Genomic DNA, 17,874 nt, shown 5'->3' on the forward strand with positions numbered 1-17,874 from the left:
TGTCGCGCTCAGTCTTCTCGTTCGAGCGTGAATACAACGTCATAAAGCCCAGGGTTGGCCTGGCCGTAGGCCTTGTTTCCCTGAATCAGGCCACGGTCCATGAGGTGGCGGACGACGCGGCGCGCCGCCTCTTCGTCGGCGCTCTGCGCGTAGTTCACGACACGTGTTCCGTCCAGGCTGCGATGCAGACTGGCCGATATCCAGCCGTCCACCTCGCGAGCAACCTCGGCGGCCCTGGACAGGTAGCCGATCAGGGCGTCCTGCCCGCCGGCGGGGACGGTGAACACGTTGATCTGGGTAATGAGCCCGGACTGGGCACGGATAACAGGCATTTTGCACTCCCTATCGAGCGCGAGTCGCCGTGCCTGTTGCGTAGCGATGGACCTGCCAGCACGCGCCAAGCCGCGGCGAAACTCGCCGTTGCTTGTCGCGGGTTCGCCCAAGGGCGACGCGGAGCCTCTCATAGGAGAAGGAGCGGGCTTACCGATGCCGCTCTGGTCCTTTTCGACGATAGGAGTGTACGTCCGAAATCAGGCCCGTCAATCTCGGCAGATCGATCAACTACGAGTTTGCTGCCTACGCCTCGCCAGTTTATCTGGCCGAAGGTGCGGCGATTATGCCGTGCAATGCGCCTGAAACCATGCCCTTTAGGCCACCGAAGATCGGCCATGCGTACTTCGCAAAAGAGAGCGGCGCCTCCGTCGCGCCAATCCACCATTGAACCAACCCCTACCTCAAGCGTTGAGCCTTGCAGCCAGCCAAACGGACCGGAGGGGTTTGATGACTATTCGCAAAATCGCCATCACAGACGTGGCACTCGAACGTTCGCCTGGTCAGGACGGCGACGTTTTTGCCGGCAATGCAGTCGACCAACGCCATGGCGGGCCTATTACCATCGGCTATGGTCGCTATGCCCCCAACCAGGACCTCGTCGAGACGATTGCCGTCGATGATGTGATGGTGGTTCTGCAAGGGCGGCTGTCGGTGTCGACCGAGGCCGAGACGGTTACCGCCGGGCCTAGCGAGATCGTCTACATGCCCAAGGGCGAGTCCGTCACCATCCACTCGCACGAAGAAGGGGCAATCACCGCCTTTGTCACCTATCCGCACTGGCAGGAGGCAGAAGCGGAGCACTGAGCGCTCGTCGGTTTGGCCGGCCGCCGGCTAAAGGTCGGCGGCTCGGAACACCTCTGCCACAAAATCCAGAAACACCCGCAGACGCGGCGCCGACTGGCGGGCGCGCGAGTAAAGCGCCGAAAGGGGCATCGGAGACGGGGGACAGTCGGCAAGCACCTCGACCAACCGCCCTTCGGCCAGATCGTTGGCAAACCTGTAGCGCGGCGCCTGGATCAACCCGAAGCCTCGCCGTGCGAGGTCGGCGGTCGTATCCGAGTGGTTGGCGCTTGCCCGCATGGGCAGGCGAACTTCGCGCAGCGTGCCCGCAACATTGAACTCAAGAGGCAGAACCTCGCCGGTCCTCGACGACAGAAAACCGACCATCTGGTGGCCATCGAGCTCGACGATCGATTTCGGCACGCCGTGGCGCGCCAGATAATCCGGGCTCGCCACCGTCACTTCCTTGATGGTGCCGAGGCGACGCATCACGAGACTGCTGTCGACAGGGTCGCCAACCCGGATGGCACAATCGACACCTTCGCGCACCAGATCGACAAGCCGATCGCTTTGACCGAACTGCACCTCGATGCGGGGATGGCGCTCAAGGAATGATGGAAGCGCTGGCAGGATGAACGTACGAGTCAGCAGGCCGGGTGCATCGACCCGCAACAAGCCGTGCGGCTCGCTGTCGCGAAGCATTGCCTCGGCGTCGTCGAGGTCGGCGAGGATGGCGAGACAGCGCTGGTAATAGTGTTCGCCGTCAGGCGTCGCCGCCACGTGGCGGGTGGTGCGATCGAGTAGACGCACACCCAGACGCGTTTCGAGATGTCGTATCGCTTCCGTCGCCGTCGAGCGGGGGATGCCATGGTCCGCCGCGGCGGCGGTGAAGCTGCCGCGCTCGACAACCCTGACGAACAGGCGAAGGCTATCCAGATAGTCCATGCCCATTGTTCGCCTATTCCGGATAGTCTTGTCAATTTGCAGCGGATTATCCGGAACCGGTGAGGGTCTATGTTTCAGCTCGGAGGTGCACTATGACACAGCACACTGAGCAAAGCGCCATCGTGACGGGCGCATCCAAGGGTATCGGCGCAGCGATCGCCAAGCGGCTGGCTGCCGACGGCGTCGCCGTCATCGTCAACTACGCCCATGGCCGGGAAGCGGCCGAAAGCGTCGTTAGAGAGATCGAGACAGCTGGCGGCAGGGCCATCGCGGTCCAGGCCGACATCGGCGACCCAGCCGGCATCTCGGTGCTGTTCGACGCAGCCGAAACAACGTTTGGTGGGGTCGACATACTCGTCAACAACGCGGGCATCATGAAGCTTGCCCCCATTGTCGACTTCGACGACGCGTCCTTCGACAGGCAAGTCGCCATCAATCTCGGCGGCGTGTTCCGCGGCATGCGCGAAGCGGCAAGGCGGATGCGCAACGGCGGCCGGATCATCAGCTTCTCGTCCAGCGTGGTTGGCCTCTATCAGCCGAACTACGGGGTCTATGCCGCAACCAAGGCGGCGGTGGAAGCGATGACCCACGTTCTCGCCAAGGAGCTTGGGCCGCGCGGCATCACCGTCAACACGGTGGCGCCAGGACCGGTTGCAACCGAGCTCTTCCTCGATGGCAAGACCGACACGCAGGTGGCCGCCATCGAGAAGATGAATCCGTTCGGCCGGCTCGGTCAACCGGATGACATCGCTGGCGTCGTCGCCTTCCTCGCAGGGCCCGACTCCGATTGGGTTAACGGCCAGGTGATCCGCGCCAACGGCGGCATGATCTGAGGAGACCATCCATGCAGAAGACAATCCTGATCACCGGAGCCTCCAGCGGTTTCGGGGCCATGGCGGCGCGCGAACTGGCGCGCGCCGGCCACCATGTCTTTGCCTCGATGCGCGACCTCGCCGCGCACGACGGCAAACCGGCAGCGGACATGGAGCAGCTCGCCCGCGACCAAGGGCTGAAACTGGTGCCTATCGCCCTCGACGTCACCTCCCAGTCCTCGGCGGATGCCGCCATAGCGCGCATCCTCTCGGAAGCTGGACGGCTAGACGTGCTTGTTCACAATGCCGGCCACATGACCTTCGGCCCCGCCGAAGCCTTCACGCCGGAACAATTGGCGCGCGTCTACGACGTCAACGTGCTCGGCACGCAACGCGTCAACCGCGCCGCCCTGCCCCACCTCAGGAGAAACGGCCAGGCATTGATGCTGTGGGTCGGATCGAGCAGCACGCGCGGCGGCACGCCGCCGTTCCTGGCGCCCTACTTCGCCGCCAAGGCGGGAATGGATGCTCTCGCCCAAAGCTATGCTCTGGAACTGGCGCGCTTCGGCATCGAGACGACGATCCTGGTACCCGGCGCCTTCACCAAGGGCACCATGCACTTCGAGCATGCGACCTCGCCTGAGGATGAAAAGCGGGCCGACGCCTATTGGTCCGGGCCCTATGCCGGCGTCGATACAAAGGCACTCAAAGGCCTAGCAGCCCTGGAACCGGCCGATGCCGACGTGCAGTCGGTTGCCCGCGCCATCCGCGAGATCGTCGACATGCCGCACGGCCGGCGCCCCTTCCGGGTGCATGTCGACCCGTCCAACGACGGCTCGGAAATCGTCAACGCCGTGGCCGATCGCATGCGCGCGCAACTGCTCGAGCGCATCGGCCTTGCTGACTTGCTTCACCCGGCGCGCTGAGTTCGCGCCCCTTATCAAGGAGACCTGAAATGCCCTATGCCAACTTCAAGGTGCCCGAGGCCGCGCTCACAAAGGGACAAAAAGAAGAGATCGTCCACCGCACCACCGCGATGCTGGTGGAGTATTTCTCCGAAGCGGCGCGTCCTCACACCATGGTGCTGATCGAAGAGGTCAAGGACGGCGGCTATGCCCGCGCCGACGAAGTGTTCATCATCCCCGAGGCTTACCGCGCCAAGGACTGATCCACATAGGCTGCCCGCAACGCCGATCAGGTGCGGGCAGTTATCTATACTCCTTCTGTCCCCTCGCAGGTCAACCGACGGCAAACCTGCTATGACAGCCTCGACTTTCCGATTCTCGTCCGGGCCGCCGTGACCGCTCATCCCCTGCATATCCTGAAAACCGTCTACGGCTACGATGCGTTTCGCGGCCGTCAGGCGGAAATCGTCGACCACGTCATGGCCGGCAACAACGCCTTCGTGCTGATGCCGACGGGTGGCGGCAAATCGCTGTGCTACCAGATACCGGCGATGGCCCGGCCGGGCATGGGGCTCATCGTCTCGCCGTTGATCGCCCTGATGGCCGACCAGGTGACGGCGCTGCGTCAGGCGGGCGTCAGGGCCGCCGCCCTCAACTCCGACCTTCAGGGGGACGAGCGACACAGCCTGTGGCGGGACATATCAAGCGGCGCTCTCGATCTCCTCTACGTCGCCCCCGAAACGCTGCTCCGTCCCGACATTCTGGATCTGTTGCATCGTACGCCGCTGTCGCTGATCGCCATCGACGAAGCGCATTGCCTGTCGCAATGGGGGCACGACTTCCGGCCGTCTTACCGTCAGCTCGACGCGCTCGTGACCGAGTTCCCCGATACGCCGCGCATGGCGCTGACGGCAACAGCCGATGCGCCGACCCGCGCCGAGATCCTGTCGCATCTCCGGATCGCCGAAAGCGACGCCTTCATTGCCGGCTTCGACCGCCCCAACATCCGCTACGCCATCGCCGAGAAGGACAATCCCAGGGCGCAGTTGAAACGCTTCCTTGGGGCGCACGAGGGCGAGAGCGGCATCGTCTATTGCCTGTCGAAGCGAAAGACCGAGGAGACGGCAGCCTGGCTCTGCGATCAGGGTTATGTCGCGTTGCCCTATCACGCCGGCATGGACAAGGCCGAGCGCCAGACCAACCAGACGCGCTTCCAGCGCGAGGAAGCCATCATCATGGTGGCGACCATTGCCTTTGGCATGGGCATCGACAAGCCCGATGTCCGCTTCGTCGCCCATCTCGACCTGCCCGGCAGCATCGAGGCCTATTATCAGGAAACGGGGCGCGCCGGCCGCGACGGCCTGCCATCAGACACGCTGATGCTCTATGGCTACGAGGATATCGCCTTACGCAGCCGCTTCATCGAGACCTCCGACGCCCCCGAGCCACGCAAGCGCATAGAGCGGCAGAAGCTCGACGCGCTCCTTGGTCTTACCGAGACGGCCGGCTGTCGGCGCCAAGCGCTTCTGTCCTATTTCGGCGACCATTCCGAACCTTGCGGAAACTGCGACACCTGCGCCGAACCGCCGGACATGTTCGACGGGACCATCGCCGCGCTGAAAGCCCTGTCCTGCATCTACAAGACGGGCGAACGTTTCGGTCAGGCTTACATCGTCGACGTCCTGCTGGGCGGGGCGGATGAGCGCATTGCCCAGTTCGGACACGACCGTATCTCAACCTATGGCATCGGCAAGGAGCACGACAGCCGTACCTGGCGCGCGATCCTGCGCCAGTTGATCGCGCTGCGTCTCGTCAATGTCGACCTCGACGGCCACGGCGGGCTGTCGATCTCGGAGGCAGGCCGCCAGTTCCTGCGCGAGAAACCGGTGCTGATGCTGCGCGTACCGGCAAAACCGCAGGCGACACGGGGCAAGAGTGGCCGCAAGCCGGCATCGACCACGCTTCCCGAGGCCGATCAAGCCCTGTTCCATGCGCTGCGTGAGAAGCGCACCGAGCTCGCTCGTGCCCAGAACCTGCCGCCCTATGTGATCTTCCATGACAAGACGCTGATCGAACTGGCAGCCGCGCGCCCCGGTTCGCGGTCGCAGATGGCGAAGATCCCGGGCGTCGGAGAGGCCAAGCTCGATCGCTACGGGGAGGTCTTTCTAGCGGTGATCGCGGAGTACGAGACCTAGCGCAGCTGTCGCTAAAGCTGCATCGTCATGGCGCAACGCCGCTCCACCGGAATACCGGCTTTGCCCTCATTCTCGAGAACTTTACGCAAGCGTGGCGTTATTTCGCCCTCCGCCAAGGTGCGGAAGCCTAGACGCTGATAGTAGGGCTCGTTCCACGGCACATCCCGAAACGTCGTCAGTGTCAGGGCCTTTGCTCCCTTCTCTTGCGCAAACCGGCCCGCCGCTTCGATCAGCCTCCGCCCGATGCCTTGCCCCTGCCAGTCGAGATGCACGGCAATCTGCCAGATATGCAGGCCGTCCGGCGTCAGTTCTCCGTTCAGAAAGCCAACAGGCCCATGTTCCCGATCCTCGGCGACCAGAGCCACGCCTTGAGATATCAAGGTCCGGTGTTGATCCGCCGACTGGACATCATCGGCAATCCATTCCAGCCCGGGACATCCGCGAAAGATCGCGCCGGAGCTCCGCTCGATTTCCGGAAGATCATCCGCCTCCCACTCTGAAGCCGCTCGAATGATGATCACAGGCCGAACTCCGGAATACAGTTATCTGCTGAACCGCACGTCAGGTTGACGACGTCAGCCTGTGCCTGTGGAGATCCCAGAGCCTTCCCGGTGAACTCAGGTTCACCGGAAAAGCTCCATCTCCGTGCAAGACGCAACTCCGGACGCAAAACGGTTCCCAGCTTTGCTGGAGCTGCCCTAGACATTGACTTGGCACCACCGTTTGAAATGGTGGACGTCAAGGGTCTGAAGACGGCCGGGACCAAGATTTTCGAACCGGTGCGGCAGCCCGTGAGGACCCAGGACAACATCTCCCGCTTCGGCGTCAATGACCTGATCCCCGACGTAGAAACGCGCCCGTCCCTCCAGGATCACGAACACCTCGTCATAAGGATGGACGTGCATGACCGGCCCGTCACCCGGGCTATCGTTGCCGTAGGCCAGTATGGTGACTTCCGTCCCAAGTTCCTGGCCAAGGACGTGACCGCCACGGGGGCCTTTGCCGTTCGGGTTGAAAAGTCTCAGCTTCTTCGCCATGCGATCATCCGCTGACACGGTGGCTAGGTCGAATGTCTCGAACTTCATCGACGCCTCATCTTCTTTGCCATGGCCCCCGGCATCGCGAATGTTCGGCGGCTCTCAGTGAAGGTTCTGCGACACGATCTCGACGATCTCCGCGGCGTCGGGAAAATGGCCCCGAGTGCGTTTGGCGACGATCCCGTCGTTGACCCGCACTTCGAAGATTCCGCCGCCGCCAGGATGAAGCTCGGCGTCCAGTCCCAGCGCATGCTTGAGTGCAGCCGCTGCCTCTCGCGCCCGCTTCTCGTAGCCGCACGGCCGGCAAAAGGTGATATCGACTTTGGTCATTTCGAGACCTCCCAACGAAGTTGATGGCAGCTGCTAAGCCGCTCTCGAAACGGCGTTTTCCGCGATCCAATCTGCAATCGTCCGGCCGATGGTATCGGGGTGATCCTCCTGAAGGTAATGGGCGCCCGAACCAAGCTGAACGAGCCGGCAGTTCTTCAGTTTGGCCGCAAAACTCTCCGCGTACTCAGGCGACACCAGCGCTCCTGGATCACCCGCAAAGAGCAGCTTCGGATAGCTTGCCGAGGCTAGTTGCTCGTGCGCATGCCTGAGCATCGCATCAACGTCTTTCGGTTCACCGCCAATCGGCAACTCGTTGGGAAGACGCCAGATCGGTACCCTGTCTTGCGCAAGAGAAAAGGGCGCACGATAGGCCTGCATCTCCGCGTCGCTCATTTTGCGCTTAACCGAACCGGGGAGAACACGCTCTATGAACACGTTCTCTTCGATGATGGCACGCTCGCCCGCCCCCGCCGTCCGGAAGATTCTGAAGGCATCGCGCACGGCTTCGGACTGGTGGAAATCGTTCCAGCCGTCAAACGGCCTGATGAACTCCATAAAGGCCAGTCCGCGGACCATTTCCGGACGGCGCGCCGCCAGAACGAAAGCCAGCGCCGTTCCCCAATCCTGGGCAACGAGATAGGCAGACTTGATGCCGGCAGCCTCAATGAAGGCGTCGAGATAACGGACATGGTCGGCAAAGCGGTAGTCGATGGCGGGCTTTCCCGACTGGCCAAACCCAACCAGATCCGGCGCAATGCACCGAGCGACAGGCGCCACATGCGGCAAGATGTTTCGCCAGATGTAGGACGAGGTGGGATTGCCGTGCAGGAACAGCGCGACGGTATCCGTGCCGTGCCCGCCTTCTCGGTAGGCCATGAAGGAGTCCAGCACAGGCAGCCGCTTCAGGTGGAGATTATCGTCCATCAGTTCACCTCCTTAAAGACTGTTGCAAATGCGATTTTCTTGAAACGCTCCAAGGCGTCGCAGCGGCGCTCCACCTTCATCCGGAGGATGGCGCCCTCCCATGACGACAGGAGAAAGTCGGCGAGATCGACTGGATCGAAGGTCTTGTCGATTTCTCCGAGGGACTGCCCCTCGGCTATGCAAGCGGCAAACTGATCGCGCCACTCGACGAATATCTGCTCCAACCGAAGCCGGACGGCTTCGTTGAGCTGGGTTGCTTCGGCACTAAAGTCGCCAATCAGGCAGCCGCGCCGAAGTCCGTCCCGCTCCAGGATGTCGGTGATGATGTCGAGATAGCGGATCAGTCTTGCTCTCGGAGATAGAGAGCCACTCTCGAAAGCTTGGGCGACCAGCGTCTTGATGTGATCGAAGTAGGCATCGAGCACCGCGATGCTGAACGCCTCCTTGGTCGGGAAATGGTTGGTGAATGAGCCTTGCGGAGCCCCGGCCTCAGCGACGATGTCGCGGACGCTGGCAGCGGAGTAGCCCTTCACGAGCATTACGCGAAGCCCGGCGGAAATGATGTCGTCACGGAGAGATTGTCTAGCCATGGACAGATTAATACGTACGTACGTATTTGATGTCAAGACGGTTCACTACGCGTCGAAACCGGCGGAAAACCTCCACTGAATGTGAGAATATCGTGAGGCAGCTGGAGGGTCCGAGGCTTCATGCTTCCCGCCAGCGCCAGTTGTCGCACGGGCCGAAAATCTAGGCTGCGATGAGCGCATCCGACCGCCTGACGGCGAGATGACGACCCAAGATGAAAAGGCTCGGCGTGAGCGGTCGCCGGGCTCTATGACCTACCGATACGCTCCAACCAGTTGTCTTCACGCAGTTCCTGAAGCAAAGCCCGTACCCACGTTCGCCGGAACCGTACTAGGAGCTTGGCGAAACCAGATATGTTCCGAAGCCCTGGACGACCAGTCCGCCCGAGAAAATCAGAACCTCGCTCGCCTGGCGCCCATCCTGATTTCGATAGGCGATCGTCACGCAGTCGATCCCCTCGTAGGTGCCCACCAGCGTGAAATGGAGGTTGGGGATAAGGCGCAGGCCCTCGCTCCAATAGGAGCGGAGCGCTGCCTTGCCGACGATAACGCCATCGGAACCAGGAACGATCTTTCGCGCCGCTGGAGACTTGAAGACGACTGAATCGTCAAAGCCGCCGAGCAGCCGGTCGAGATCATGCGCATTCCAGGCAGCGCACCACTCGATAGAATAGGCATGAAAATCAATCATTTCGCGTGTCCTCTGAGTTCCGCTTGGCAACGAGCGATCGGTAAGGACGCCCCAGATTCGGGACAACTGTCCGATGCTATACCGACATCCCGTTTTGGCCGACCTCCGGTAACAGGATGATCTTTCCGCTCGACCGCCGGCTCTCGATGAGGCGATGCGCTTCTGCCGCTTCGTTCAACGGGAAATGGTGGCCGACATGCGGCCTCAGCGCGCCCTGGGTCACGTAGCTGAACAGCGCTTCGAGATCATCCCGCAGATACCGGGTTGCATCCTTGTGGCCCAAGAGCGGAACCAAGGAGTAACCAAGTAGCGATTTGCCGGACATGACGAAGGACGGCATGTCTTCCTTCGAAAGTGCGGCATATTCGCCGCTGGCTCCGCCATAGGCAACGAAGTGGCCGCCGGGAGACAAGCTCGACAAACCCAACTGGCTGACGGCGCCGCCGATTGCGTCGAAGATCACATCCGGTGGAGTGCCGTTCGTAAACGCCAGGAGATCGCCAACCCAGTCTTCCTGCGTGCATACCACCGAGTGAACGCCAAGCGCATTGAGCAGATCCGCTTTCCGCGCATCCCCCACGGATCCGATCAGTCGTCCCGGAGACCGCATCGCCACGAGCTGGGCCAGGAGGTGTCCCACGCCGCCAGCCGCCGAGTGAACGAGAACCGTTCGCCCTTCGAGCGGAACTAGCCTTGAAAGCTCAAGGGCAACGATCCCCGACAAACCGAGCGCCACCGCCTGATCGAAGGCGATATCGTGGGGAAGGAAGAAGATGCCTGTCGCCGGAAGGGCAAGGTGCGTCGCATAAGCTCCCGTGATGCGCCCCACCGCGAAGGGTGCGGCAAAGGCTCTCTTGCCCAAGATGGCCGGATCGACGCCGCTGCCCAGCGCGACGACCGTTCCGGCCGCTTCCGAGCCGATTATCAGATCGTCCATCATCGGGACGCCGGCGGTACCCGAGCGGATCATGGTGTCGGCAAAGTTGACGCCTACGGAGGCCACTTCCAAAAGCACTTCGCCTTCACCCGGAACAGGTGTCGGCAGCTCACGCAAAATCAGGTGTTCAGGGCCACCAAATTGGTTGATGATAACAGCTTTCAAGCGAGATCTCCTGGGTTGAAGAGCTCAACTTGATTGACCCAATCCATTCGACGGTTCCACCGACTTTGCGGTGGGCTACTCACCGAGGGGTTAGTGAATGAACCGGCTTTCCCCTTTGCCGATCGAAAGAGCCTTGCAGATCATAGGTGGCCGCTGGAAGCTCTTCATCGTCTTTCATCTGCTGGCTGGCGCCCAACGACCCGGCCGGCTCGAACGACTTATCCCAGGCATTTCGCAGAAAGTGCTCTTGCAGCAGCTGAAGGATCTCGAGGAGCACGGCCTCGTCAGCAAGACGATCTACGCCGAGACTCCCGTGCGCGTAGAATACGAGCTTACGCCGCTCGGCAAAACACTCGGCCCGGTAATCGAGATGCTTCATCGGTGGGGAATAGAGCAGAGCCGCGTCACGGGCGACATGGACAAGTTGAAGCTGTGCCACCCGCAATCACAAATCGACTGAGCTTACCTTTCATTCGCCAGCGCCGGCTGTCGGCGCGACACGATCTTTCGCTTCACGATCGCCGAGCTCGTTTCGGCCTTCTCCCCGATTATCTCGAGCAACTCGTCCAGCTGCTCGATGGAATGACACAGAATGCGCGCGACGAAGCCATCATCGCCGGTCACCTTGTCGCACTCCGCAACTTGAGGCATGTCGCGCAATAGCGCCTCGACGACATGCAGTTTTCCTGGCAGCGGGCGGACGCGCACTATGGCCTCGATATGGTAGCCGAGCGCCTTCGTATCCAAGACCGTGGTGAAGGCTTCGATGACGCCCGCCTCTTGCAGCTTTCGCAGTCGCTCAGCCGTCGCCGGCGCAGACAGGCGAATCTTGCTCGCAAGATCCTTTGTCGAAATGCGCGCATTCTCCTGCAGCGCGGCAAGCAAGATGCGATCAGCTGTGTCCATTTCGATTCAACTGCCGTTGGGTTTTGATGCCTTGAATATACAGGAGTTCGAAGCTCATTTCCTTTCTTCGCATATGTCCTGAGCGATAGGCGCCTTTTACGCTACGTGCTCCACAGACAGGAGCCGCCAATGGATCTGCAAACTCAGGGCAAAATGGAAATGACCGTCGCGATGGCCCTTTCGGGCACGATCGGCATTTTCGCCTATTTCTCCGGTCTTTCCGAGTTCGCCATCGTTCTCTGGCGATGCATCATGGGTAGCACGGTTCTTCTATTGGTCTGCTGGCGCCGCGGATACTTGTCATCCCACTCCCTCAGCCGTCGCTCCATCATACTGGCCCTTTTTGGCGGGGCGGCCCTGCTCGCAAACTGGCTATTCCTGTTTGCCGCCTACAGACGGGCGAGCATCTCGATCTCCGGGCTCGTTTACAATCTCCAGCCGTTCATCCTGGCTAGTCTCAGCGCCTGGATCCTGCACGAGCGCATTCGACGCGATCACATCGTGTGGGCGTGCGTCGGTCTGGCGGGGCTTGCGATCGTTGCGTTCGCGGGGCTTGATGAAGGCGTCGACAACGAGTTTCTGATTGGGCTGGGCTGCGCGGTTTGCGCGGCGTTCTTCTACGCCCTGGCCGCGCTGTCTGCGAAACTGCTGCGGGGAATGCCGCCGCATCTCGTCGCACTGATACAGTTCGCCGCCGGCTCGATCGTTCTTCTTCCACTGATCGGGAGCAGTCTTCCGCCGGGCAACTTGGCTTCAATCACGAGCATCGCTACGCTGGGCATTGTCCATACCGGCTTCATGTACATCCTGCTTTATGGCGCATTTCAGAAACTCAATCCGGGAACGGCAGCCGCGCTGGCTTTCATCAACCCTGTGGTTACTATTCTCTCCGAAGCGCTGATCCTGCATAGATCATTCACTACGCTGCAGTACTTCGGCGGCGGGATCATTCTGCTCGCCGTCCTCGGCACAACGGCTTTTCGGCGGCAGGACGAATGAAATGCCGGATGCGAGAGCTTAGGTTCTTCTTGGCAAGCGCCAGGAGTTGCGCCGCTGTTCCAGGCTCAGTAGAAGCGCGGGATTGGCCCGTCTTGCGGGGTCTGGTCCTCCAACTCCACCTCGATATCGTCCACATAGCACCAGCCCCAGCCCTCAGGCGGATCGTAACCCTCGATGATCGGGTGGCCCGTCTGATGGAAGTGGGCTCGGGCATGGCGGTGCGGGGATTGGTCGCAACAGCCGACGTGCCCGCACTCACGGCAAATCCTGAGATGCAGCCATTGACTGCCGATCTTCAGGCACTCCTCGCATCCCCTGGCGCTGGGCGTCACCTTGCGGATCAGGTTCGTGTGACTACAGGACATCGCGCGGTCTCCCTCAAGGCCTCTAGGCGACGGCGGCTTGTGCGGCCAACTTGGCGTGAACCATAGAGACCACGGCCGCCCCCTCGCCCACGGCCGCCGCCACGCGCTTGGTGGAACCAGCCCGAACGTCGCCGATTGCGAACACACCCGGCATGTTCGTTTCGAGCGGATGAGCCCCCTTGCCAGTGACCACGAAGCCGCGATCATCGGTCTCGATACAGTCTCGCACCCAGTCGGAGTTGGGATCGGCGCCGACGAACAGGAACAGATGGCGCACCTCCAGGCGACGATTGCTGCCGTCACGCCTATTCTGGAAGGTGGCCGCCGCGAGACCGGTCGTTCGATTGCCTTCCAAGGCAACCAGTTCCTCGCCGACATGAATTTCGACGTTCGGGAGTGCGGCGATGCGATCGATCAGATACTGCGACATGGTTTCCTTGAGGTCGCGGCGAACGACGAGATGCAGCTTCTTCACCTGCGGAGCCAAGAAGACGATCGCCTGCCCCGCGGAATTGCCGCCGCCAATCAGAGCAACCTCCTCGCCGGCGCATAAGCGAGCCTCGATGGCCGACACCCAGTAGGAAACGCCGGCGCCCTCAAGCTCCCTGAGGTTCGCCACGTCCGGCCGCCGGTATCGCGCACCCGATGCGATCACGACGAAGCGCGTTGTGATCTGGCGGTTGCCGGCGCACATGAGGACCGGATGAGGCCCGTCGCACGTCATTCGCTCCACTTCCAGAGGGATCGCGATTTCCGCGCCGAATTTCAGGGCTTGGTTGAAAGCACGCCCGGCAAGTGCCTGGCCTGATATTCCCGTCGGGAAGCCCAGGTAGTTCTCGATCCGCGACGACGCTCCGGCCTGTCCTCCCACCGCCCGTGCATCGAGGACAATGACCGACAAGCCTTCCGAAGCGGCATAGACAGCCGTTGCGAGACCGGCCGGCCCGGCACCGACCACTGCGACGTCGAACAGTTTGTCGGGATCAATCTCCGGCAGGACACCGAGGCAGGCCGCGAGATCCTCGTCGGATGGGCGGCGGAGCACCGGCCCGCTCTGGCAGACGACCAGTGGCAGTTCGTTGGGCGGAACTCCCATCCGTTCGATGAGCTGACGACCCTCTTCATCGACGCTGGCGTCGAGGACAAGATGCGGCAGTCCGCTTCGGTTGAGGAAGTTCTGCAGTCGCACGACATCGGGGCTGTTCGGCCTGCCGATCAGGACGGTGCCTGCGCCACCCTCTTCGATAAGGCTGACCCGGCGGAGGATCAGAGCGCGCATGACGATCTCCCCCAGCTCGGCCGATCCGATCATGAGCGCCCGCAGGTGGGCCGCGTCGAAAGGCAGCGCAGTGCAACCGTCCGGGCCGGCTCGGCCGGCGGCAAGCGAGGGCCGGCCAGCGAGCTGGTTCACCTCGCCGGAGAACTGCCCCACGCGATGCGTGACGATCGGCACCTCGCCCTTCAACCCGTCACGCCGAACGATGTCGATCGCCCCCTCGAGCACGAGCCAGGCTGGCGCGCCATGGCCACCGACCTCGTAGATTGCCGCACCGGGATCGAAGTGCGTTGCTGGGCCGCTGGCGAACCGGCGCGCCACATCCATTTGGGATGCGCTCAGTACCGGAAACATTTGGCTCGCACGGGTCTCGATGATGCTCATTCATCCCCCCTGGCTGCCAGTCGCTCGCCTGGCTGGTCAGGTGCGGACTGCCGATGACCCGCGGCCACAATCGACCGCCACATCGATCCCAGTTCGCTCGCCCGACCTAAGTACAAACACTAGTATGGTCGTGTCCGCATCCGTCGGTCAAGCGCGCCTCGTCCCGGCTTCACCTGGAGGCGGCAGCGAAAGCAGTGTGAGCGGCGTATCATGATGAACGACCATCCCTCTGGTGACCAACGAGCCGACTTCCAATCATCTCTTCTCAACTTGCCTCTGCTTCCCGGCTTGTAGCTGCGGCCTATCGTCGCTAGACAAGTCTTCTCTTCGTTTAGGCGCGTATTCTTCCCTCTTCTCACAAGGCCGAGGCCGGCGATGACGAATGAGGACTTCGAGCAAGGCGCGATTTCGCTTCGCCTGCGGCGGAAACTGCCGCCATGCGAGCAAGTGCGCGCTACCACGAGCCGTCTCCTTCTCGGGGTGCATCTCGATCAGGCCACACATGTCGATCAGCGTCGGGCCGGCAAGCACCACCAAGGCCAGTTTTGGCCGGGCGAGCTGACGCTCATCCCGGCCGGAATGGACTGCGAGTGCTCGACGGACGGGCCCGCCGCGTTCCTGCACATGGAAATCGACGAGGCAACCCTTGCCCGCAAGACCGTGTGGTCCGGCACCAAGTTCCAGTTTCAGGACGCCTTGCTTCGCGACCTGGCGCTTGCCGCGTTACGGAAAGCCCGCTCGGGCGATCCTGCAGCCCGACTCCAGGTCGAGAGCCTGGGAACCCTGGTACTCGCCCGGTTGCGTTTGCATGACGGCGGACGGGAACCGCCACCTCCCGCCTCACTCGGCCAGGCCACCCTCGCTCGTGTCCTGGAACTGATGCGCGCGCGCCTCGATGCGCCTCCCTCTCTGGCCGAGCTGGGCGACCTTGCCGATGTAGGCCCGGACCAGTTTGGCCGGCTGTTCCGGGCGACCACGGGCCTCACGCCCTATCGGTGCTTTCAGTGGTTGCGGATGACGGAGGCCAGGCGGCGCCTGACCATGCCCGACGCGCGCGTTCTCGATGTCGCGGTGTCCCTAGGCTTTTCCAATCCCAGCCATTTCGCGGCGGCCTTTCGCAAGGTCATGGGATTGAATCCCCGGGCATTTCTGGCCTGACCGTTGCCGTCGCCCCAGAGCGAGACGCAACGCCTCGCAATCTACGATCTCTGGTCTGGGCATGGGCACGCAGACGGCCCGCCCGGATCTAGATAGCGGCCCGCTCCTTCTTAGCTGTCAGCATTACGAAGGAAGCTACGGCGGCAGCCGCAACGGGCACGAGCATTGCTGCGCGAAGGGCCTCCAGCCTGGCTCCAGCGTCGGCGCCACTGCCAAGACCCAAGACGGCGAGCGCACCCACGGCAGAAACTCCGAGCCCCGCCCCAAACTGAAAGGAAGTGTTGATGAGGCTGCTCGCAAGCCCCTGTTCATTCTCAACCACTCCGTTGGTAGCCACGATGGTCAGAGGTCCATATGCAAGCGCAAACCCCACACCGAGCACCAACATGGTCGGGAACATGGCGGCATAGGTCCAGTCCAAACCGAGACGAAGGAAAAGAGCGTAGGCTACTGCCGCAAGGACCAACCCTACGACGATCACCCTGACATTGCCGAAGCGATTCACCAGAGCCGGCGTCAGAGTTGGTGCGAGTATCGCATCGATGCTCACAACGATTACAGCAAGGCCGGTTTGAAGCGGTGTCCATCCCAGCAACTCTTGCAGATAGAGCGTCACCACGAACTGGAATCCGAAGAACGCCCCTCCGAAGAGCAGCATCGCCAAGTTGGCGCGAACCAGAGAACCGGACCTGAAGATGCCAAGGCGGATCAGCGGTTCGCTCGTCCTGCGCTCAGTGATCACGAAAATCACCCAAAAGACAGCGCTCAAAGCGCAGGCCGCAAGTGCGGTTTGAAGCCCCTCCGGATGCTCAAGGCGGGCGATTCCGATCGCGGCAAACAGCATGGCCGCCGTCAGAAACAATGCGCCGGAAAGATCAAACTTTCGACGTGCCTCCGACTGACGGGAATCGGCGATGAACTTCACAGCGAGCAGGAGGATCACCATCGCTATGATGGCGGGAACGAAGAAAACCCAGCGCCAACTGATCGCCGTAAGCACGCCGCCAACGACCAAGCCCAAGGAGTATCCGGCGGAAGCTGCGCCCGAGTAGATAAGAACGGCCTTGTTGCGCCTCGGGCCCTCGGAAAAGTTTGTCGTGATGAGCGAGAGACCGGCGGGCGTCATGAAGGCAGCCGACAACCCGGTTAGGAAGCGGGCAGCAAGAAGCATCCAGCCCTCAGTGGCTAGCCCCCCGAGCCCGGAAAGGGCAATGAACACGCTAAGGGAGATCAAAAAGACACGACGCCGCCCGTAGAGGTCACAGATGCGGCCGCCAAAAAGCATGAAGCCCGCGTAGCCGATCACATAGGAGCTGACCACGGCGCTTAACGTCGCGGTAGACAGTTGCAGATCGGCGCGAATGTGCGGCAGCGCGACATTGAGCATCGCTATGTCGAGACCTTCCAAGAAAATAGCGCCGCACAGCACGAGAAGCGCTCCCTTCTCGCGCAGGCTCATGCGTGTGGGTTCGGACGCCGATGATTGCGATACAGTGAATGTCATGGGACCTGTCCCTCACTAATGATCATGGTCAGATGAGGGAACTTTTTAATACCGGGTTCCCTCTTGTAACCTGCCAAGCGATACGGCAGGATCTGCACTCATGAAAGAAGGCACTTTCGAGTTACCGGGTAACTGCCGGCTCACCTCCGACTACGACGTTCTGCAATGGGACGTTCGTGAAGGCTGCGAAGTGCGGCAAATCCTCGACAGGATTGCTGACAAGTGGTCGCTGCTGGTTATTGCGTTACTTGACAAGCGCACAATGCGCTTCGCCGAGTTGCTGCGAAGCATCAAGGGCGTCAGCAAGCGCATGCTCACCACTACACTGCGCCAACTCGAGCGAGATGGGATCGTAGAACGGACCGTCTATCCGACCGTGCCACCGAAGGTGGAGTACAACCTCACACCCCTCGGCAACTCTCTACACGAGACGGTCAAGGCACTGGTCATATGGACGGAAGCAAATCAGGTGAAAATCGCGGAGGCCCGCGACCGATATGAAACGAGGCAGAGCGAAGGCCTCTAGTTGTGCCTCGCACATGTCTATGCGGCCAACCGCGCATCACTCGGAAGAGCCTTCGACAGTTTCACCTCCCATTCTCAATCGTCAGTGACAGCCTCAGGGATTGAGCACGGGCCAT

At 61.7% G+C, this 17,874-nt stretch carries 22 protein-coding genes; 9 read left to right on the forward strand and 13 right to left on the reverse strand.

Annotated elements, in window-relative coordinates; genetic code table 11:
* Positions 1-8 precede the first annotated feature (8 nt).
* A complete protein-coding gene (locus CXZ10_RS06215; RefSeq protein WP_101288194.1) occupies positions 9-332 on the reverse strand; it encodes an antibiotic biosynthesis monooxygenase family protein in 324 nt (107 codons plus the stop codon).
* 448 nt (positions 333-780) lie between these two features.
* Between CXZ10_RS06215 and CXZ10_RS06220 the strand changes: the two genes are divergently transcribed.
* Positions 781-1,137 (forward strand): ethanolamine utilization protein, encoded by a 357-nt coding sequence (locus CXZ10_RS06220; RefSeq protein ID WP_101288195.1) that lies wholly within the window; start codon positions 781-783, stop codon positions 1,135-1,137.
* Between the two features lie 27 nt (positions 1,138-1,164).
* On the opposite strand, the gene CXZ10_RS06225 is transcribed toward CXZ10_RS06220, so the two are convergent.
* Positions 1,165-2,058, reverse strand: coding sequence for a LysR family transcriptional regulator (locus tag CXZ10_RS06225; RefSeq protein WP_101288390.1), 894 nt, complete (start codon positions 2,056-2,058; stop codon positions 1,165-1,167).
* A gap of 92 nt (positions 2,059-2,150) precedes the next feature.
* On the opposite strand from CXZ10_RS06225, the gene CXZ10_RS06230 reads away from it, so the two are divergent.
* The 4 genes from CXZ10_RS06230 (at position 2,151) to recQ (ending at position 5,970) form a co-directional block, all read left to right on the forward strand.
* Positions 2,151-2,891, forward strand: coding sequence for an SDR family oxidoreductase (locus tag CXZ10_RS06230; protein ID WP_101288196.1), 741 nt, complete (start codon positions 2,151-2,153; stop codon positions 2,889-2,891).
* Positions 2,892-2,902: 11 nt separating this feature from the next.
* A complete protein-coding gene (locus tag CXZ10_RS06235; RefSeq protein ID WP_101288197.1) occupies positions 2,903-3,796 on the forward strand; it encodes an SDR family oxidoreductase in 894 nt (297 codons plus the stop codon).
* 29 nt (positions 3,797-3,825) lie between these two features.
* Entirely contained in the window at positions 3,826-4,038 is a 213-nt protein-coding gene (locus tag CXZ10_RS06240) for a tautomerase family protein (protein ID WP_101288198.1), read from the forward strand.
* Between the two features lie 129 nt (positions 4,039-4,167).
* Positions 4,168-5,970, forward strand: coding sequence for a DNA helicase RecQ (gene recQ / locus CXZ10_RS06245; protein WP_101288199.1), 1,803 nt, complete (start codon positions 4,168-4,170; stop codon positions 5,968-5,970).
* An 11-nt stretch (positions 5,971-5,981) separates the two neighbouring features.
* Here recQ and CXZ10_RS06250 read toward each other — a convergent pair whose 3' ends face one another.
* The 7 genes from CXZ10_RS06250 to CXZ10_RS06280 all read right to left on the reverse strand — a co-directional run bounded on the left by CXZ10_RS06250 (position 5,982) and on the right by CXZ10_RS06280 (position 10,641).
* Positions 5,982-6,491 (reverse strand): GNAT family N-acetyltransferase, encoded by a 510-nt coding sequence (locus tag CXZ10_RS06250; protein ID WP_101288200.1) that lies wholly within the window; start codon positions 6,489-6,491, stop codon positions 5,982-5,984.
* A gap of 177 nt (positions 6,492-6,668) precedes the next feature.
* Positions 6,669-7,055 (reverse strand): cupin domain-containing protein, encoded by a 387-nt coding sequence (locus tag CXZ10_RS06255; RefSeq protein ID WP_101288201.1) that lies wholly within the window; start codon positions 7,053-7,055, stop codon positions 6,669-6,671.
* 54 nt (positions 7,056-7,109) lie between these two features.
* Positions 7,110-7,337: a SelT/SelW/SelH family protein gene (locus CXZ10_RS06260; protein WP_101288202.1), complete on the reverse strand. Its 228-nt coding sequence runs from the start codon at positions 7,335-7,337 to the stop codon at positions 7,110-7,112.
* A 33-nt stretch (positions 7,338-7,370) separates the two neighbouring features.
* Positions 7,371-8,261, reverse strand: coding sequence for a haloalkane dehalogenase (locus CXZ10_RS06265; RefSeq protein ID WP_101288203.1), 891 nt, complete (start codon positions 8,259-8,261; stop codon positions 7,371-7,373).
* On the reverse strand, positions 8,261-8,851 hold the full coding sequence (locus tag CXZ10_RS06270; protein WP_101288204.1) for a TetR/AcrR family transcriptional regulator: 591 nt from the start codon (positions 8,849-8,851) through the stop codon (positions 8,261-8,263). The genes CXZ10_RS06265 and CXZ10_RS06270 overlap by 1 nt, the downstream gene beginning before the upstream one ends.
* A 328-nt stretch (positions 8,852-9,179) precedes the next feature.
* A complete protein-coding gene (locus CXZ10_RS06275; RefSeq protein WP_101288205.1) occupies positions 9,180-9,539 on the reverse strand; it encodes a nuclear transport factor 2 family protein in 360 nt (119 codons plus the stop codon).
* A 76-nt stretch (positions 9,540-9,615) separates the two neighbouring features.
* Positions 9,616-10,641, reverse strand: a complete 1,026-nt coding sequence (locus CXZ10_RS06280) for a quinone oxidoreductase family protein (protein WP_101288206.1) — start codon at positions 10,639-10,641, stop codon at positions 9,616-9,618.
* 97 nt (positions 10,642-10,738) lie between these two features.
* Here CXZ10_RS06280 and CXZ10_RS06285 point away from each other — a divergent pair, with 97 nt between their 5' ends.
* Positions 10,739-11,101: a winged helix-turn-helix transcriptional regulator gene (locus CXZ10_RS06285; RefSeq protein ID WP_101288207.1), complete on the forward strand. Its 363-nt coding sequence runs from the start codon at positions 10,739-10,741 to the stop codon at positions 11,099-11,101.
* Positions 11,102-11,103: 2 nt separating this feature from the next.
* Here the strand turns inward: CXZ10_RS06285 and CXZ10_RS06290 are convergent, their stop codons facing one another.
* Positions 11,104-11,547 carry an Lrp/AsnC family transcriptional regulator gene (locus tag CXZ10_RS06290; protein WP_101288208.1) on the reverse strand — a complete coding sequence of 148 codons (444 nt, stop codon included), beginning with the start codon at positions 11,545-11,547 and terminating at the stop codon, positions 11,104-11,106.
* Positions 11,548-11,676: 129 nt separating this feature from the next.
* Here CXZ10_RS06290 and CXZ10_RS06295 point away from each other — a divergent pair, with 129 nt between their 5' ends.
* Positions 11,677-12,546: a DMT family transporter gene (locus CXZ10_RS06295; RefSeq protein WP_101288209.1), complete on the forward strand. Its 870-nt coding sequence runs from the start codon at positions 11,677-11,679 to the stop codon at positions 12,544-12,546.
* Between the two features lie 65 nt (positions 12,547-12,611).
* Here CXZ10_RS06295 and CXZ10_RS06300 read toward each other — a convergent pair whose 3' ends face one another.
* Together CXZ10_RS06300 and CXZ10_RS06305 are read right to left on the reverse strand one after the other, a co-directional pair.
* The gene (locus tag CXZ10_RS06300) at positions 12,612-12,911 is read right to left on the reverse strand and encodes a UBP-type zinc finger domain-containing protein (protein WP_101288210.1); all 300 of its coding nucleotides are present in this window, start codon (positions 12,909-12,911) and stop codon (positions 12,612-12,614) included.
* A gap of 22 nt (positions 12,912-12,933) precedes the next feature.
* Positions 12,934-14,571, reverse strand: coding sequence for an FAD-dependent oxidoreductase (locus CXZ10_RS06305; RefSeq protein ID WP_101288211.1), 1,638 nt, complete (start codon positions 14,569-14,571; stop codon positions 12,934-12,936).
* Between the two features lie 375 nt (positions 14,572-14,946).
* On the opposite strand from CXZ10_RS06305, the gene CXZ10_RS06310 reads away from it, so the two are divergent.
* A complete protein-coding gene (locus CXZ10_RS06310; RefSeq protein WP_101288212.1) occupies positions 14,947-15,729 on the forward strand; it encodes a helix-turn-helix domain-containing protein in 783 nt (260 codons plus the stop codon).
* 88 nt (positions 15,730-15,817) lie between these two features.
* Here CXZ10_RS06310 and CXZ10_RS06315 read toward each other — a convergent pair whose 3' ends face one another.
* Positions 15,818-17,233: an MFS transporter gene (locus CXZ10_RS06315; RefSeq protein WP_210199847.1), complete on the reverse strand. Its 1,416-nt coding sequence runs from the start codon at positions 17,231-17,233 to the stop codon at positions 15,818-15,820.
* Positions 17,234-17,333: 100 nt separating this feature from the next.
* Between CXZ10_RS06315 and CXZ10_RS06320 the strand changes: the two genes are divergently transcribed.
* Positions 17,334-17,759 carry a winged helix-turn-helix transcriptional regulator gene (locus tag CXZ10_RS06320; protein ID WP_101288214.1) on the forward strand — a complete coding sequence of 142 codons (426 nt, stop codon included), beginning with the start codon at positions 17,334-17,336 and terminating at the stop codon, positions 17,757-17,759.
* The last annotated feature ends 115 nt before the right edge of the window (positions 17,760-17,874 follow it).

The organism is Pleomorphomonas diazotrophica, assembly GCF_002844595.1.
Taxonomy (GTDB): domain Bacteria; phylum Pseudomonadota; class Alphaproteobacteria; order Rhizobiales; family Pleomorphomonadaceae; genus Pleomorphomonas; species Pleomorphomonas diazotrophica.

Excerpts from the sequence above, each read along its gene's own strand:
- CXZ10_RS06240 (WP_101288198.1), top strand. The coding sequence starts at position 3,826 with ATGCCCTATGCCAACTTCAAGGTGCCCGAGGCCGCGCTCACAAAGGGA.
- CXZ10_RS06300 (WP_101288210.1), bottom strand. The coding sequence starts at position 12,911 with ATGTCCTGTAGTCACACGAACCTGATCCGCAAGGTGACGCCCAGCGCC.
- CXZ10_RS06270 (WP_101288204.1), bottom strand. The coding sequence starts at position 8,851 with ATGGCTAGACAATCTCTCCGTGACGACATCATTTCCGCCGGGCTTCGC.
- CXZ10_RS06225 (WP_101288390.1), bottom strand. The coding sequence starts at position 2,058 with ATGGACTATCTGGATAGCCTTCGCCTGTTCGTCAGGGTTGTCGAGCGC.
- CXZ10_RS06315 (WP_210199847.1), bottom strand. The coding sequence starts at position 17,233 with ATGACATTCACTGTATCGCAATCATCGGCGTCCGAACCCACACGCATG.
- CXZ10_RS06265 (WP_101288203.1), bottom strand. The coding sequence starts at position 8,261 with ATGGACGATAATCTCCACCTGAAGCGGCTGCCTGTGCTGGACTCCTTC.
- CXZ10_RS06230 (WP_101288196.1), top strand. The coding sequence starts at position 2,151 with ATGACACAGCACACTGAGCAAAGCGCCATCGTGACGGGCGCATCCAAG.
- CXZ10_RS06260 (WP_101288202.1), bottom strand. The coding sequence starts at position 7,337 with ATGACCAAAGTCGATATCACCTTTTGCCGGCCGTGCGGCTACGAGAAG.
- CXZ10_RS06290 (WP_101288208.1), bottom strand. The coding sequence starts at position 11,547 with ATGGACACAGCTGATCGCATCTTGCTTGCCGCGCTGCAGGAGAATGCG.
- CXZ10_RS06215 (WP_101288194.1), bottom strand. The coding sequence starts at position 332 with ATGCCTGTTATCCGTGCCCAGTCCGGGCTCATTACCCAGATCAACGTG.
- CXZ10_RS06320 (WP_101288214.1), top strand. The coding sequence starts at position 17,334 with ATGAAAGAAGGCACTTTCGAGTTACCGGGTAACTGCCGGCTCACCTCC.
- CXZ10_RS06305 (WP_101288211.1), bottom strand. The coding sequence starts at position 14,571 with ATGAGCATCATCGAGACCCGTGCGAGCCAAATGTTTCCGGTACTGAGC.
- CXZ10_RS06295 (WP_101288209.1), top strand. The coding sequence starts at position 11,677 with ATGGATCTGCAAACTCAGGGCAAAATGGAAATGACCGTCGCGATGGCC.
- CXZ10_RS06255 (WP_101288201.1), bottom strand. The coding sequence starts at position 7,055 with ATGAAGTTCGAGACATTCGACCTAGCCACCGTGTCAGCGGATGATCGC.
- CXZ10_RS06310 (WP_101288212.1), top strand. The coding sequence starts at position 14,947 with ATGACGAATGAGGACTTCGAGCAAGGCGCGATTTCGCTTCGCCTGCGG.
- CXZ10_RS06275 (WP_101288205.1), bottom strand. The coding sequence starts at position 9,539 with ATGATTGATTTTCATGCCTATTCTATCGAGTGGTGCGCTGCCTGGAAT.
- CXZ10_RS06285 (WP_101288207.1), top strand. The coding sequence starts at position 10,739 with ATGAACCGGCTTTCCCCTTTGCCGATCGAAAGAGCCTTGCAGATCATA.
- CXZ10_RS06235 (WP_101288197.1), top strand. The coding sequence starts at position 2,903 with ATGCAGAAGACAATCCTGATCACCGGAGCCTCCAGCGGTTTCGGGGCC.
- CXZ10_RS06220 (WP_101288195.1), top strand. The coding sequence starts at position 781 with ATGACTATTCGCAAAATCGCCATCACAGACGTGGCACTCGAACGTTCG.